12 protein-coding genes and 1 riboswitch are annotated in these 15,471 nt (G+C 47.5%); of the genes, 11 read left to right on the top strand and 1 reads right to left on the bottom strand.

Features of this window, described 5'->3' with window-relative positions; all coding sequences use genetic code 11:
* Positions 1 to 15 precede the first annotated feature (15 nt).
* The 7 genes from rlmN to der all read left to right on the top strand — a co-directional run bounded on the left by rlmN (position 16) and on the right by der (position 7,800).
* On the top strand, positions 16 to 1,176 hold the full coding sequence (rlmN, locus tag Q1B11_RS09020) for a 23S rRNA (adenine(2503)-C(2))-methyltransferase RlmN (protein ID WP_299730954.1): 1,161 nt from the start codon (positions 16 to 18) through the stop codon (positions 1,174 to 1,176).
* A gap of 25 nt (positions 1,177 to 1,201) precedes the next feature.
* Complete coding sequence (pilW, locus tag Q1B11_RS09015) at positions 1,202 to 1,975, top strand: type IV pilus biogenesis/stability protein PilW (protein ID WP_299730951.1); 774 nt, start codon at positions 1,202 to 1,204, stop codon at positions 1,973 to 1,975.
* The gene (locus tag Q1B11_RS09010) at positions 1,968 to 2,867 is read left to right on the top strand and encodes a RodZ domain-containing protein (RefSeq protein ID WP_299730948.1); all 900 of its coding nucleotides are present in this window, start codon (positions 1,968 to 1,970) and stop codon (positions 2,865 to 2,867) included. Before pilW ends, Q1B11_RS09010 begins: the two co-directional genes overlap by 8 nt.
* A gap of 189 nt (positions 2,868 to 3,056) precedes the next feature.
* Complete coding sequence (gene hisS, locus Q1B11_RS09005) at positions 3,057 to 4,337, top strand: histidine--tRNA ligase (RefSeq protein ID WP_299730946.1); 1,281 nt, start codon at positions 3,057 to 3,059, stop codon at positions 4,335 to 4,337.
* Between the two features lie 49 nt (positions 4,338 to 4,386).
* On the top strand, positions 4,387 to 5,118 hold the full coding sequence (locus tag Q1B11_RS09000) for a tetratricopeptide repeat protein (protein WP_299730943.1): 732 nt from the start codon (positions 4,387 to 4,389) through the stop codon (positions 5,116 to 5,118).
* Between the two features lie 4 nt (positions 5,119 to 5,122).
* The gene (bamB, locus tag Q1B11_RS08995; RefSeq protein ID WP_299730940.1) at positions 5,123 to 6,292 is read left to right on the top strand and encodes an outer membrane protein assembly factor BamB; all 1,170 of its coding nucleotides are present in this window, start codon (positions 5,123 to 5,125) and stop codon (positions 6,290 to 6,292) included.
* A gap of 83 nt (positions 6,293 to 6,375) precedes the next feature.
* Complete coding sequence (gene der, locus Q1B11_RS08990) at positions 6,376 to 7,800, top strand: ribosome biogenesis GTPase Der (protein WP_299730938.1); 1,425 nt, start codon at positions 6,376 to 6,378, stop codon at positions 7,798 to 7,800.
* Positions 7,801 to 8,085: 285 nt separating this feature from the next.
* On the opposite strand, the gene xseA is transcribed toward der, so the two are convergent.
* The gene (gene xseA / locus Q1B11_RS08985) at positions 8,086 to 9,447 is read right to left on the bottom strand and encodes an exodeoxyribonuclease VII large subunit (RefSeq protein WP_299730935.1); all 1,362 of its coding nucleotides are present in this window, start codon (positions 9,445 to 9,447) and stop codon (positions 8,086 to 8,088) included.
* Positions 9,448 to 9,578: 131 nt separating this feature from the next.
* On the opposite strand from xseA, the gene guaB reads away from it, so the two are divergent.
* The 4 genes from guaB to Q1B11_RS08965 all read left to right on the top strand — a co-directional run bounded on the left by guaB (position 9,579) and on the right by Q1B11_RS08965 (position 14,888).
* On the top strand, positions 9,579 to 11,048 hold the full coding sequence (guaB, locus tag Q1B11_RS08980) for an IMP dehydrogenase (protein WP_299730932.1): 1,470 nt from the start codon (positions 9,579 to 9,581) through the stop codon (positions 11,046 to 11,048).
* A 118-nt stretch (positions 11,049 to 11,166) separates the two neighbouring features.
* Positions 11,167 to 12,744 carry a glutamine-hydrolyzing GMP synthase gene (guaA, locus tag Q1B11_RS08975; RefSeq protein WP_299730929.1) on the top strand — a complete coding sequence of 526 codons (1,578 nt, stop codon included), beginning with the start codon at positions 11,167 to 11,169 and terminating at the stop codon, positions 12,742 to 12,744.
* A 558-nt stretch (positions 12,745 to 13,302) separates the two neighbouring features.
* A complete protein-coding gene (locus Q1B11_RS08970; protein ID WP_299730926.1) occupies positions 13,303 to 14,082 on the top strand; it encodes a polysaccharide deacetylase family protein in 780 nt (259 codons plus the stop codon).
* Entirely contained in the window at positions 14,079 to 14,888 is an 810-nt protein-coding gene (locus tag Q1B11_RS08965; protein WP_299730923.1) for a formyltransferase family protein, read from the top strand. Before Q1B11_RS08970 ends, Q1B11_RS08965 begins: the two co-directional genes overlap by 4 nt.
* Before the next feature lie 305 nt (positions 14,889 to 15,193).
* Positions 15,194 to 15,364: riboswitch (Lysine riboswitch) on the top strand.
* Positions 15,365 to 15,471: the final 107 nt, after the last annotated feature.

The following is a 15,471-nucleotide window of genomic DNA, read 5'->3' as shown; positions in this document are numbered from 1 at the left end:
CTTTGAGGTATTAAAATGTCTGAATTGATCGAGTCTTCTATCGATCAAGCCGTTGAACTGGCTGAATCTACTGCGAATGCAGAAAAAGTGAATTTGTTGGGGCTTTCCAGAGCAAAAATGGAAGCCTTCTTTCTGAGCATTGGCGAGAAAAAATTTCGCGCAGAGCAGGTGTTGAAGTGGGTTCATCATCATCGGGTAGATAACTTCGATGATATGAGCAACATCAGCAAATCCCTTCGTGAGCGTTTGAAAGAAACGGCTGAAATCCGTGGCCCGGAAGTGGTCAGCAGCCATTTTTCGGAAGACGGCACCTGCAAATGGGTGGTTCGGGTTGCCAGTGGAAGTTGTGTTGAAACCGTTTTTATCCCTGAAAATGGCCGCGGTACACTTTGTGTTTCCTCTCAGGCCGGTTGTTCTCTGGACTGCAGCTTTTGCTCTACCGGTAAGCAGGGCTTTAACTCTGATTTGACGGTGGCAGAGATTATCGGTCAGGTCTGGATCGCTGCCCGCCACTTTAACAATGTACCCGCAAAAATGGATCGTTCTATCACCAATGTGGTGATGATGGGCATGGGTGAACCATTGATGAATTTTGATAACGTCGTGGATTCCATGGACCTGATGATGGACGATCTGGGTTATGGCTTATCCAAGCGACGTGTGACGTTGAGTACCTCTGGTGTCGTTCCCGCATTGAGAAAGCTGTCTGAAGTTTCCAATGTATCTTTGGCGGTTTCCCTGCACGCGCCTAACGACGAACTGCGTAACTCATTGGTGCCGATTAACCGTAAATATCCCCTCGATCAGTTGCTGGATGCTATTCATCATTACATGAACAGTTTGACGGACAGCAAGCGTGTGGTTACGATCGAATATACACTGCTTGCCGGTGTGAATGATCAGCCTGAACATGCCGATCAGTTGGTCGCATTATTAAAAGATGTTCCTTGTAAGATAAACTTGATTCCTTTCAATCCATTTCCACATTCCGGGTATGAAAGACCAAGTAATAATGCCATCAGACGTTTTCAGGAGCGTGTTCAGCTGGCCGGGTACAACGTGACAGTGAGAAAAACCCGTGGCGATGATATTGATGCCGCTTGTGGTCAGCTGGTAGGCAACGTCATGGATAAAACCCGCCGAAGTGAACGACACATTGCTGCCAGACAGCTATAAAAATCCGATTTTTTTGGGGAAGACAATGGGGAGCCGATTAAGACTCCGTTTAAAGCTTGTTGTACTGTTGTGCGCTTCATCACAGATATTGACAGGCTGCGTGTCGACCAGTGCCCGCCCTCTTGATGGGGATCGGGCAGTGGTGGATTATATGAATCTTGCCAAAGGTTATCTTCAGGAGGGTTTCACTGAAAAAGCAGTGAAACCTTTAGAAAGAGCGTTGGAAATAGAGCCGAATTCGGCCAGTGTTTATGGTGTGCTCGGCGTGACATACCAGCGACAGGGTGAAGACCAACTGGCTGAAGAGTCCTTTAAAAGGGCATTGGCAATTGATTCGGGTGCATCAGATATACGCAACAATTACGGTGTATTTCTCTTTTCGAAAAATCGTTTGGAAGACGCTTATGAGCAGTTTGAACTGGCGTCACGAGATGTAGGTTATTCTGAGAGAAGCCGGATTTTCGAGAGCGCGGGTGTGGTGGCCTTGCAGCTGGGTAAAACCTCATTGGCTAAGAAGCACTTTCTGCGAGCGCTCAGGCTGAATAATGGTTCTTCCCGGGCAAATCTTGAATTGGCCGAAATCTACAAGGAAGAAGGGGATAATTATAAGGCCTGGCAATATTATCAGGCCTTTGATGAGTCAGCAGGGCAAAATGCCAGTTCGTTATTGCTGGGCATTCAGCTGGCGACAGTGAATGGAGTTCACGGCAAGGCGGCCAGCTATGCGTTGCGTTTAGAACGATTGTATCCCGGCTCGAAGGAGCTACAGCAATATCGGAGTCAATTGGGATATGAGTGATCAGGATTCTCTGCAAGAAGAATTAAACCGGGCATTGTTGCCCGGTACTCAACTGCTACAGGCTCGAGAAAGCCAGGGGATGAGCGTTATTGATGCTGCCCTGGCGTTAAAAATTACCGAAACCTATGTACGGGCTTTGGAAAATGACGATTATACTGAGCTTCCTCAGTCTACTTTTGTTCGTGGTTATCTTCGTAATTATGCCAAAATTTTGGGTTTGAATGGTGATGAGCTTGCTGCAGTTTATGACCAGCATATCTCTGGTCAAAGCGAAAAAGTGTTGAAGTTGGACGTTGAAAAAACCATCAAGCCCCTCAGGGCTCATTCAACACCTTCGCCAGCGAATGCCTTGATTTTGGTGCTTGTGGTATCCCTGGGAGGCTTGAGTTATTTTCTCTGGAATAACTGGTTAAAGCCTGAAGTTTCCAGTGCGGTTGTTTTAGAACAAAGCATAAATGCAGAGGATGCTTCTTTAGCCATCTCTGAGCCTGAAAACGCGCAGGCCTTACCTTCGGAAACGATAGTGACTGAAAAGCCTGAGTTGGTTGAGTCTTCTGAAGAAACGACAAATATTCTCCCTGAAACAGACCATATAACGCCAGCTGCGGAAGCGTCGAAAGCAGTTGAACCTGATGGGCTGATGAAAAGTCTGATGATCAGTTTCAAAGGAGAGTGCTGGGTCGAGGTGACAGATGCAACAGGCAAAATTATCGTTTCCAGTGTTCAGCAATCAGGTACTGCCATTGATCTTCAGGTTCTTCCCCCGGTGAATGTGCGTTTTGGTAACTCGCCAGCGGTTGATCAAATTGTTTTTGCTGGTGACACAGTATCAAACCCTCAATCTCGTTCCCGAGTGGCCAGTATTCAACTTAAGGTGAATGAGCAGGGCTGAGTGTCTGAAGCTCTTTTATTAGAAGATTGCCGGAGCTTGCTCCTTTCGGGATTGTCATTGTAAGGTGTCAGCGGGTATAGTTGCTCAATTTTTGCGATTTGTCAGTCTGGGTAGCCCTATCGTTGACCTTGATATCACCTCGATACCATGAATGGCTACCCTGACTGTTTCAGTTAAAGGATCTTCAGTTTGGGCAAACAGCTTCAAGCCATCCGGGGAATGAATGACATTCTTCCCGATCAGACACCAGCCTGGCAATATCTTGAGCAACAAGTGAGATCCGTGCTTGGAACCTACGGTTACCAGGAAATCCGGGTTCCTATTGCTGAAAGTTCTGCATTGTTCAGCCGCGGTATTGGCACGGGCACCGATATCGTCGAAAAAGAAATGTACACCTTTGAAGACCGTAACGGTGAAAAGCTCTCTCTTCGCCCTGAAGCAACAGCATCCATCGTTCGTGCGGGCATCCAGAATGGTCTTCTCTATAATCAGATTCAACGTCTTTGGACGTCTGGTCCAATGTTCCGTTATGAGCGTCCACAAAAAGGGCGCTACCGCCAATTTCATCAGATCAGTGTTGAAGCCTACGGAATGGTTGGTCCGGATATTGATGCTGAGTTGATTCTGATGACCGCTCGCCTTTGGCAGCAGTTGGGATTAAGTGAGCACGTTACTCTGGAACTAAATACGCTGGGTACCCAGGAATCCCGTCTGCGTTACCGTGAGGCGCTGGTTGCCTATTTGTCTCAGTATGAAGCGGATTTGGACGAAGACAGTCGTCGTCGTTTAACCATCAACCCATTAAGAATCCTTGATAGTAAAGATGCCGGTACACAGAAAATTGTGGCTGATGCCCCTGAATTGTTTGACTATCTTGATGAAGAATCCCGGAACCATTTTGAAGATTTAAAGAAAGTTCTGGATGAAGCTGGGGTTTCCTATCGGGTCAATACCAAGTTGGTGCGTGGGTTGGACTATTATGGACGCACGGTTTTTGAGTGGATAACAGAAAGTCTTGGCTCACAAGGTACGGTGTGTGCCGGTGGCCGGTACGATGCATTGGTTGAAATGCTGGGTGGTAAACCGACCGCAGGTGTTGGTTTTGCCATGGGTATGGAACGGCTTATCCTGATGCTGGAAACACTCCAGTTGCTGCCAGAAACTGTGAATAATCAGGTGGATGTTACCGTTGTTGCTGTTGGTGATGGCATTGGTAATAAAGCTTTGCCAGTGGTCGAACGTTTACGTGACGCACTTCCACAGTTTAAAATCCTTATGAATTGTGGCGGCGGTGGATTCAAGGCTCAAATGAAGCGCGCCGATCGCAGTGGTGCAAAGTATGCGCTGATTATAGGGGAAGATGAGTTGCAGGCCGGCACTGCAACGATTAAGTCCTTGAGAGCGGATGAAGCTCAGCAGCAACTGCCACTGTCTGAAGTTTCAGGATTTCTAAAAAGTATTTTGCAGTAAGGTGCTCTGAGTACCTTGGCTGTTTTGAGAAAAAGATCAGGAGTAAAGGGTGAGTTACCAATCTGATGACGAGCAGGTACAACTGCTTAAAAACCTATGGAAGGATTATGGCCAGCCCGTGATTCTGGGTGTTGCTATTACGCTGGCCTCTGTGTCTGGTTACAAATACTGGCAGAAAACCCAGAGCCAGCAGATTGCTGAAGCGTCATCGCTTTATCAGAGCCTGCTGGATACGGTTCAGGTGGATCAGCAAAACCAATTGGCGGCATTGTCTCTTCAGTCATTGACTGAAGAGCAGAAAGCCACCGTTAACCACTTGGTGACGACTCTGCAGAGTGACTTTGAAGACAGTCAGTATGCAGTCTTTGCCACACTGTTCCTTGCACAGCAGCAGGTTCAGGATGGTCAGCTTGAGGCAGCAAGAAGGTCTCTGGAATGGGTGCTTGCCCAGAAGCCTGCTCCGGAAGTGAACACCATGGCAACACTTCGTCTTGCGCGGGTTCTGCTGGCAGAGTCCGGTGAAAATGGCCAGAAAGCACTGGATTTGTTGGCGGGTCTAACATCTGAAAAAACTTATCAGGCGACGATTGAATCGGTCAAAGGTGATGCCTGGTTGGCGCAGGGCGACCGGGTCAAGGCGGAACAGGCTTATCAGACCGCGGTGGATGCAGCTCGCGAAAATGGTCAGAACCGACCGCTGCTGCAGCTGAAGCTGGACGATCTGGCAGCAATGGCGCCGATCCCGTCAAATGAACAGAAGTCTTCAGAACAAGAGGGATAATGTAATGGAGAAGTTGTTTAGGGGCAGTGTTGCACTTCTGGTTGTGCTGAGTCTCTCTGCATGCAGTATTTTTTCATCGGATGAAGAGGAGATCAGAGCTCCTAAACCTCTCCAGTCGATCAGTGATGAAAGGGTCGAGCTCACGGAAGTCTGGTCCCGAGGAGCCGGTAAAGGGGTTGGAAATCGTTTTGAAAATCTGAAGCCTGCCGTTGATGATGACAAGGTATTTGCTGCGGGTTCCAAAGGTTCCGTTTATGCCTTTGAGCGTGATACCGGTAAGCAGCTTTGGAAAACCGAGCTTGACGATATTCACGTCGGCGGTGGTGTCAGTGCTTATTACGGCAAGGTATTGTTGGGAACGCTGGATGGTGAAGTCATTGCCCTGGATCAGGAAAATGGTGCTGAGCTTTGGCGTTCACGGGTAAGCAGTGAAATTCTCAGTGCACCGGTCACCGATGGTATTTATGTGGCTGTTCAGAGTATTGATGATCGCTTAACCGTTCTGGATGCGGATACCGGTAAATATCTGTGGCGTCAGGAAGCTTTGCAGCCTGCTTTAACGCTGAGAGGTTCTTCTGAGCCGGTGATGTTCCGTGAAGCGGTGTTTGCCGGATTTGCCAGTGGTGAGGCGAAGGCCTTCCGTCTGGAAAACGGTGCGCCATTGTGGAGTTCCCGGGTTTCTGTCCCAAGAGGCAGTACCGAGCTGGAGCGCATGGTAGATATTAAAGGCGCACCTCTGATTTTGGATAATGTGATTTTCTTTGATAGCTATCAGGGTAATGTAGCGGCGATGGATCTTTACAGTGGCCGTGTGCGCTGGTCTAAAGAGCTGTCCAGCTATAAAGGTATGGCTGATGGTTATGGTGCCGTGTACCTGACCAGTGAAGAAAGCTATCTTAGTTCCATTGATCAAAAAAGTGGTGCTGTAAACTGGCGCCAGGAAGATTTTGAATATCGTCGCTTATCCGCCCCGGCTGCTTTTGGTAGTTATGTGGTGGTTGGTGACAGTGAAGGTTATCTGCACCTGATGTCTCAGCTGGACGGTAGTCAGGCTGGACGTTTTAAAACAGGTTCATCCGCCATCAAGGCTCAGCCACTGGTGGATAATGATCTGATGTTTGTTTTGACTGCAGAAGGTGAGCTGATGGCTCTGAAGGAAAAGTCTTCAGACTGATTCGGTCTTCTAGCTGGAAAAATGCGCTGTCGGGCTGAACCTTTAACGGGTTCAGCCCGTTTTACATTGTTGTGGTAAATAATATGGTTCCTGTAATTGCCCTGGTGGGTCGCCCTAACGTTGGCAAATCCACCCTCTTTAACCGTCTCACCCGATCCAGGGATGCTCTTGTTGCCAACGTGGCTGGGCTGACCCGGGATCGGAAGTATGGTGAGGGCAAAGTTGGCTCTCATCCCTATATCGTCATTGATACTGGTGGTATTTCCGGTGATGAGGAAGGTATTGACTCCGCGATGGCAGAGCAGTCCCTGACGGCAATCACTGAGGCTGATGTCGTCTTGTTTCTGGTGGATGCCAAGGCAGGGCTGACCGCTGCGGATGAAATGATTGCTCTGCATCTTCGTAAGCAGGGCAAAAAGTATCACCTGGTTCTTAACAAGGTGGATCGTGTGGATGCCGAGCAGGCAGAAACCGATTTCGCTTCTCTGGGTATTGGTTCTGCTTTTCATATTGCAGCGGTTCATGGTCGCGGCGTCAGCAATATGATTGAGGATGTGCTGTTTGATTGCACGGGTGTGGAAGAATATGTAGCGGATGAGAATGAACCCACCAAGGCCAGAGGCATCAAGATTGGTATTGTTGGTCGCCCGAATGTGGGTAAATCAACATTGGTTAATCGTCTGCTGGGCGAAGACCGAGTCGTTGTTTACGACGAAGCGGGAACCACTCGCGACAGTGTTTACATTCCTTACGAGCGCTTTGGTCAGGATTACACACTGATCGATACGGCGGGTGTGCGCCGTCGTGGCAAGGTGTCTGAATCCATTGAAAAATTCTCTGTGATCAAAACCCTCCAGGCCATTGAAGATGCTAATGTGGTGGTTCTGGTGCTGGATGCCCGGGAAGGCATTGTTGAACAGGATCTTCATCTGCTTGGCTTTGTTTTGGATGCCGGTCGAGCCGTGGTTATCGCGCTGAACAAATGGGACGGAATGCAGGAACAGCAGAGAGCGGATGTTAAAAAAGAGCTGAATCGTCGCCTTGGGTTTATTAATTATGCTCGTATTCATACCATTTCTGCGATGCATGGTACGGGTGTAGGCAATCTTTATGATTCCATTGAGGAGGCTTATGAAGCGGCGACTAGCAAGCTGTCTACTAACCGTCTGACCCGTATTCTGGAAGATGCGGTAAAAGAACACCAGCCGCCAATGGTGAACAATCGTCGTATAAAGCTGCGTTACTGCCATGCCGGTGCGATGAACCCGCCGACCATTATTATTCACGGTAATCAGACGGAGAAAGTGCCTTCCGCTTATCGTCGATACCTTGAAAACACCTTCCGCAAAGTGCTGAAGATTATGGGAACTCCGATCCGGATTGAATTCCGTTCCGGCGATAACCCGTATGCTGAAGTAAAAGAAGCGGATCAGCGTCAAGCCCATCGCAAGCGTCGCGTTGAAAAAACAGCGCAGTTTGCCAAGGAGAAGAGAAAAACCAAGCGTTAAGGTTGAGCTGTTTCTTAAAGGCAGTTGTTGGATGACATATCGGATGTATTGCCTGGTGAGCTGGAAGTGCTGATTAAAATACTTCAGAAGTCTGGAGTTGTTGCAATCGGGTTGCTTGCTTATCGGTCATGCCCCTCCGAAGGAGGGGAGGTATGATCAGGCTTGGTGACCATTTCTTCTTTCCTGTAGATCTAAAGCTTCAGGTATTCTCGACTGAGCCAGATGCTGGCAGTATTTGGCTCGCGATTCATTTTAAACTTCAGTCTGCAGAATTTAGTGTTCGAATCAACTAACGAGTTTTTCGATTTTACAAAGAGCTTCTCCTTTATGAAAACGCGTAGTGATGAGGTCTCCCTCCTTCAACTGTTGGCTGCTTCTAATAATAATACTGTCCCGTGACGTGATTGAGTAACCTCGGGAAAGAGTGGCCAGGGGGCTCACTGCATTTAATTCACCGGATGCTTTTTCCAGTTTGAAACTGCGTTTTTCAAGCTGGTTCAATGTCAACTGAATCAGTTTCTGTTCCAGTCGTTCATTTTTACCTTTCAGAGATTCCAGCTGAAAAATGGGGTTGCATCGTTCCGTGCGTTCCTGAAGGCGGCTTAATCGTGAATTCGATCTTTCCAGCTGAAGTGTCATTGCTTGCTTGAGCCGTATTTCCAAATCGTCCAGTCGCTGGGCGCTGTCTCTTAAACGTTCGCCAGGGTGGCGAAGCCGACCTTTAATGCTACCGAGCTCTTTGCTGCTCAGAATCAATTTGTGCTGAATCATTGTGTTTAGCTTGCGCTGAAATAGAAACAGCTGGTTCAGTATGGCCTGTCGATCAGGGCTCAGGATTTCAGCAGCCGCGGAGGGTGTGGCTGCCCGGAGGTCGGCAACGAAATCGGCAATGGTAAAGTCGATTTCATGGCCCACGGCGCTGACGATTGGAATACTGCATTCAGCGATGGCGCGGGCGACGATTTCTTCGTTAAATGGCCATAAATCTTCCAATGAACCGCCGCCACGACCTACGATCAGGACATCAAATTGATTGGCAGCTTCGGCCAGTTTGATGGCATTCACCAGTTCCTGTTTCGCGTAATCCCCCTGTACTGAGCTTGGGATCACGGTGACCGGAATGGATGGAAAACGTCGTTTCAGAACTGTGAGAATATCCCGAATGGCGGCGCCCGTAGGAGAGGTAATGACGCCAATATGCTTTGGGTGTTCGGGCAGTGGTTTTTTACGATCAATATCAAATAAGCCTTCAGCGGCCAGTTTGGCCTTCATCACTTCAAAGTCTTTTTGCAGGTCACCGGTGCCGGCGTGATCCATGTGTTCGACCAGCAGCTGATAATCACCACGGCCTTCGTACAGGCTAACCCGACCTCTGATCAGAAGCCGCATGCCTTCGGTGGGGGTGAATTTCAGAGCCTGGTTCCGGTTTTTGAACATGGCGCAGCGAATTTGGGACTGTTTGTCTTTTAAGGTGAAATACCAGTGCCCGGAGCTCGGGCGAGCCAAACCCGATATTTCCCCTTCTACCCGCACATTGTTGAAACTCATTTCCAGCAGTCGCCGGGCTTTACCGTTCAATTCCGAAACGGATAACGGTTTGGCGGGTGTTTCAACGTGAGAGGATGGGGCGTCGGTAAAGTGATGCATGAATAATGCTCGGCAAGCGGATCAGATTTTTACCATTTTGCCTGAAATAGTGGTTTAGCTGAAGGGAAGTTGTGAGATATACTTGTCCGAATTTTTTACCCGCTTTTACCACCAACTCTTGGAAACAGGCAATGCTGAGAATTGCACAAGATGCACTCACCTTCGACGATGTCCTCCTTCTGCCCGGCTACTCCGAAGTCCTCCCGAAAGATGTCCAGCTGAAAACAAAACTGACTCGAGATATTGAGCTGAATATTCCGCTGATCTCTGCGGCGATGGATACGGTAACCGAGGCGTCACTGGCAATCGCCATGGCGCAGGAAGGCGGTATTGGCATTATCCATAAAAACATGACGGCTGAACAGCAGGCCGTGGAAGTCCGTAAAGTTAAAAAGCATGAAAGTGGTGTGGTGAAAGACCCAATCACGATTGATGCCAGCGCGACGGTTCGCGAACTGTTAGAGCTGACGACCCATCATAATATTTCCGGTGTTCCGGTGCTTTCAGGTACTGATCTGGTCGGTATCGTAACGAGCAGGGATGTTCGGTTTGTTTTAAATCTGGATAAGCCCGTTTCTGACATCATGACCCAGAAAGATCGTCTGGTGACGGTGAAAGAAGGCACTGATGCGGAAGAAGTGAGAAAGCTGTTGCACAAGCACCGTATTGAAAAGGTGCTGGTGGTGGATGATCAGTTCAGCCTGACGGGCATGATGACGGTTAAAGACATCAAAAAAGCCCAGAAGTACCCTGATGCAGCAAAAGATGCCCAGGGGCAGCTTCTTGTCGGTGCAGCGGTTGGTACCGGCCCTGAAACACCGGAGCGTGTTGCAGCGTTGGTGGCTGCGGGCGTTGATGTGATTATTGTCGATACGGCTCATGGTCATTCCCGCGGCGTAATTGAGCGGGTTAAGTGGGTGAAAGAAACCTATCCGCAAGTTCAGGTTATTGGCGGCAATATTGCCACTGGTGCTGCTGGTAAAGCACTGGTGGAAGCCGGTGCTGACGGGGTTAAAGTGGGCATCGGCCCGGGTTCGATTTGTACTACCCGTATCGTGACCGGTATTGGTGTGCCGCAAATCAGTGCGGTGGCCAATGTGGTTGAAGCGCTGAAGGGAACCGGCGTGCCTGTCATTGCGGACGGTGGCATTCGTTTCTCCGGTGATTTGGCGAAAGCCATTGTGGCCGGTGCCAGCACAGTGATGTTGGGCAGCATGCTGGCCGGTACTGAAGAAGCGCCGGGTGAAGTGGAGCTTTATCAGGGTCGTAGTTACAAGGCTTATCGCGGAATGGGTTCTTTAGGCGCCATGTCTCAGGCGTCCGGTTCCAGTGATCGTTATTTTCAGAGCGCAGAAGAGGGCACTGAGAAGCTGGTTCCTGAGGGTATTGAAGGTCGTGTACCTTACAAAGGGCCTCTGCACGCCATTATCCATCAGATGGTGGGTGGCTTGCGTGCTGCTATGGGTTACACCGGTTCTGCGGATATGGATGCCATGCGAACCAAGCCTGAGTTTGTCCGCGTAACCAATGCGGGCATGGCGGAATCCCATGTGCACGATGTGACAATTACTAAAGAAGCACCGAACTATCGCGTTCGCTGAGTCGCACCGTAATTATTGTTGATACTTTCAGCCGGGCAGTTGACCCGGTTGTTTGTATCTAAAAAGCTCATATTCAGAATGCTCATGTGAGCCTCTGAACAAAGGATGACGATTTATCATGTCCCAGGACATCCATTCCGACCGTATTCTTATTCTTGATTTTGGTTCCCAATATACTCAGTTGATTGCCCGTCGGGTTCGTGAAATCGGGGTTTACTGTGAATTGCACCCTTGGGATATGTCCGATGAGGATATTCAGGCTTTTGCACCAAAGGCGGTGATTCTCTCCGGTGGCCCGGAATCTGTGACTGGCGAGGATTCTCCGAGAGCTTCTGAACTGGTATTGAATCTTGGGATTCCGGTGCTGGGCATCTGTTACGGCATGCAAACCATGGCTGAGCAGCTGGGTGGAAAGGTTAGCACTTCTGATTTGCGCGAATTTGGTTATGCCCGGGTGGATCTGGAAGGCAAAACCAGCCTGTTTAATGGCATTGAAGACCATGTCGGTGAAGGCGGAAAACTAAGCCTGGATGTTTGGATGAGCCATGGCGATAAAGTCAGTGCGCTTCCTGAAGGGTTTGTGGTAGCGGCCTCGACGCCTTCATGTCCTATTGCAGCGATGGCTTGCGAAGAGAAGCAGTTTTACGGTGTTCAGTTCCACCCGGAAGTGACCCACACTGCCCAGGGTTTACGAATCCTCGAGCGTTTTGTGGTGGACATTGCGGGCTGTCAAAAGCTGTGGACGCCGGGTCAGATTATTGATGACGCGATTGCACGAGTCCGTGAACAGGTGGGCGATCAGAAAGTGCTGCTTGGTCTTTCTGGTGGTGTTGATTCCAGCGTAGTTGCCGCACTGCTGCATAAGGCTATTGGTGATCAGCTGGTCTGCGTGTTTGTCGATAACGGCCTGCTGCGTCTGAACGAAGGTGATCAGGTGATGTCCATGTTTGCAGAAAACATGGGTGTGCGCGTGATTCGTGCGGATTCCGAAGAGCTGTTTCTTGGTCGCCTGAAAGGTGTTCAGGATCCGGAAGAAAAGCGCAAGATCATTGGTAATTCATTTATCGAAGTGTTTGATGAGCACTCCAGTCAGCTGGATAACATTGCGTTTCTGGCCCAGGGAACGATTTATCCGGACGTCATTGAGTCTGCTGGATCGAAAACGGGTAAGGCCCATGTGATCAAATCTCACCACAATGTGGGTGGTTTGCCAGAAGATATGAAGATGGAGCTGGTGGAGCCGCTTCGCGAACTGTTTAAGGACGAAGTTCGGAAGATCGGTCTTGAGCTTGGTCTGCCTTACGATATGGTCTATCGCCATCCATTCCCGGGTCCGGGTCTTGGTGTGCGCATTCTTGGCGAAGTGAAAAAAGAATACGCGGAAATCCTGCGTCGTGCGGATGCCATTTTCATTCATGAGCTTCGTGAAGCGGGTTGGTACCACAAAACCAGTCAGGCGTTTGCAGTATTTCTGCCAGTGAAGTCTGTTGGTGTTGTGGGCGATGGTCGTCGTTATGAGTATGTGATTGCACTGCGTGCTGTTGAAACCATTGATTTTATGACTGCTCGCTGGGCTCATCTGCCTTATGAGCTGTTGGAGAAAGTGTCCAACCGGATCATTAATGAGATCGATCGTGTCTCCCGAGTGACCTACGATGTTTCCAGTAAGCCGCCTGCGACCATTGAGTGGGAGTAGTTTTTAGCTTATAAACCCACGCCCTTATGGGCGTGGGCATTAATGATTGGTTCGGACTGCCGTGATGGGTTACCCATGCTGTAACTTCACACTGAAGGAAGGCGTGGATAATCTCCCGATCATAAGATCTTACTTCTACCGCTTATTCTTAAGCCCTATCTGTTACTCAGGCAGGCTTATATCCCTGATTGTGCGACGATCATGAGTTCAAAACGTGCTATTCATCCCTTTGACAAATATGTAGTATAAAATTGATGTTGCTTAAATCAGTATTTTTGATGGAATAAAAACTATAAGTACCCGATCATATGAAATCGAATATTTCTGGCTTAGTGATTGGTTACTATGCAAGGCACATCGGAGTGAGCATAGCCGTAGCTATGTGATCGTAGATGTAACGCCGCAGAGTGGCTAATCAATGAGTCAGAAAATATGATTTCATATGGTTGGGTACTTATGGCAAGCTGAATTGGAAATGACTCAATAGAAAATTATTAAAGCTATAAATAATAAAAGAACAAATACGATGGAAGGTTGGCTTGTGGCGGGGAGAAATGGATGATGACGCGTCATGTTATATCATTTTTGTATCATGAGGTAACTGATAACCCCAAAATAAGTGGTTTTCAGGTCGTTGGTGCGCTCCCATATATACACAAGGTTTCGCATTTTCTAAGTGATTTAGATTTAATATTGAAACATTTTAAGAAGTCTGAATCTGTAATAAATTTATCCTCATTAAAGGATATGTTGAACTTGATTTTAACCTTTGATGATGGCGGATCTTCTGCAGTTAGCATTGCAAAAATTCTCAGTGATAAGGGGTTGGTAGGACACTTTTTTATCACCACTTCAATGATCGGGGCAGATACCTTTCTCAATACAGATCAAATCAAAAATATTCGAAAAATGGGGCATGTAATTGGTACCCACAGTCATACGCACCCATCCATATTCAGAGATTTATCCTACGATCAGAAGATTGATGAGTGGGGAAAAAGTAAAAAAATACTCGAAGATATACTAGGTGAGAAAATATCAACAGCGTCAATTCCAGGCGGTGATATGGATGACGATACGATACGTGCTGCCGGAGATGTTGGCATTGAATTCCTTTTTACATCAGAACCAAGTTATAGACCGTACGAGAAGTTTGGTGTTCTGGTATTTGGGCGTGTTTGTCCAAAAAATACGACAGCCGCTAGTCAAATAAACCAATGGGCACAGGGGAAGGGGTTTTTGAAGTCTCTGCTAATCAGAAAAGCAAAGAACTTCATGCGAATTAGTCTAAAGCCTTTGTACAGTGTTTTTGTGAAAAAAGGTAAGAGCACGTTATGAGTTTACGTGAAATCAGAGATGTTCGTGTTGTCGCCCTTTTGGGTAATGACTCACAACATAGAAACACACTGGCAACTTTAATTAAAAATGATGTAAATGTGGTTGGTGTTTGCATTGCAGAATCAAAAAAAAGAGGGTTGCCACTGGATTATATCATTAGGTCATTTTCACGACGTGGCTTTTTGACGACCGTATCTCAAATGCTTGCGCGAATTGTATATTTAGCGGTTAATCAAAGGCTTGATAGAAAGCTGGAAGCTGAAATTTTTAATGACAAAGAAAATTGTAAAATCATAACAGACTTCAGCCCATTGATAGTCATTGATAAAAGTTTTTCGTTGCAGAAAGAATTTATCTCAAGGCTTGAACCAGAGATTTTAGTTGTACATACAGGTTCTTGGGTGGGTAGAGATGTAAGAGGAATCAATACCGTTAAATATGTTATCGGAGGTCATCCTGGTATAACGCCATTTTACCGAGGCGCCCATTCTCCTTTTTGGGCAATATTTAATGGCGATGAAATGAAAGTTGGTTGGACGTGTTTTTTACTTGATCAAGGTGTGGATACTGGGCCAGTCTTGGAGCAGGGGCTTCTTATACCGAATCATGAAGAAACCTATTTTTCTTTGAGTTGGAGAGGCGTAAAAGAAATTGCATTAAGTCAAGTTAATGCAATAAGAATGTTTGCTGTCAAAGGAAAAATAAATTCGACGGCGCACAAATTCATTCCTGAAAATAGCGAGTATTTTGTTCCAACCTTAAGTCAACAAATTCGCTACTGGCTTAAGCAGAGTAAAGTGAAATAAACGTGGGGCTGTAGTAGAACTAACAATGAAGTGGTCGATTCCATTTGCACTTATTGTATTACTTCAGCGTACGTCACTTGTGCAGCCCCGCCTTTTAGGCATCGATAATTTCCTGATAATAAATAAGAAAAGTTATTATTACTGCTGTTGTTGAATGTAAGTGATGTCGGTATGACTAAAGCTCATGAGTATCTTTATACCGTCAGTCAGGCTTTCGGTTTGTGATTTTTTGTCTCTGGTGCATAATGCATCTTTCAGGGTTTACGCAGATATTCTTTACTGCGCTTGAACCTGTGATCCTCTTCTTCCTGTTTAGAGGCGCGCTGTTTATCAGTACATTGGGTCAGGACGACATCCTTAGCCCAATCGAAAGGGAACAGTGCCGAAGTGAGTCGGTGTGTCGCGCCGGCTTGCTGGTAGTGCATTGAATAAGTGTATTACTGTCACAGTTTTTACTGTGGAGAGCTAACGGGTACTGTCGAAGAGTGCAGCGTTAGTCTGCACGTCCTTGATGTACACTTGCCTCCTGATCAAATGATAATTGTCCCGTCATTTTTTCCAATAATGGAATACACTGGCTGAT

The sequence above is a fragment of the uncultured Endozoicomonas sp. genome, assembly GCF_947495845.1.
GTDB lineage: Bacteria > Pseudomonadota > Gammaproteobacteria > Pseudomonadales > Endozoicomonadaceae > Endozoicomonas.
The sequence above is the reverse complement of the archived record's forward strand: the minus strand, read 5'-3'. Positions and strand labels throughout refer to the sequence as shown.

What these genes read in the sequence shown, in the direction of transcription:
- pilW (WP_299730951.1), top strand. Translation starts at nt 1,202, where the DNA reads ATGGGGAGCCGATTAAGACTCCGTTTAAAGCTTGTTGTACTGTTGTGC.
- Q1B11_RS08965 (WP_299730923.1), top strand. Translation starts at nt 14,079, where the DNA reads ATGAGTTTACGTGAAATCAGAGATGTTCGTGTTGTCGCCCTTTTGGGT.
- guaA (WP_299730929.1), top strand. Translation starts at nt 11,167, where the DNA reads ATGTCCCAGGACATCCATTCCGACCGTATTCTTATTCTTGATTTTGGT.
- Q1B11_RS09010 (WP_299730948.1), top strand. Translation starts at nt 1,968, where the DNA reads ATGAGTGATCAGGATTCTCTGCAAGAAGAATTAAACCGGGCATTGTTG.
- der (WP_299730938.1), top strand. Translation starts at nt 6,376, where the DNA reads ATGGTTCCTGTAATTGCCCTGGTGGGTCGCCCTAACGTTGGCAAATCC.
- xseA (WP_299730935.1), bottom strand. Translation starts at nt 9,447, where the DNA reads ATGCATCACTTTACCGACGCCCCATCCTCTCACGTTGAAACACCCGCC.
- guaB (WP_299730932.1), top strand. Translation starts at nt 9,579, where the DNA reads ATGCTGAGAATTGCACAAGATGCACTCACCTTCGACGATGTCCTCCTT.
- rlmN (WP_299730954.1), top strand. Translation starts at nt 16, where the DNA reads ATGTCTGAATTGATCGAGTCTTCTATCGATCAAGCCGTTGAACTGGCT.
- Q1B11_RS08970 (WP_299730926.1), top strand. Translation starts at nt 13,303, where the DNA reads ATGATGACGCGTCATGTTATATCATTTTTGTATCATGAGGTAACTGAT.
- bamB (WP_299730940.1), top strand. Translation starts at nt 5,123, where the DNA reads ATGGAGAAGTTGTTTAGGGGCAGTGTTGCACTTCTGGTTGTGCTGAGT.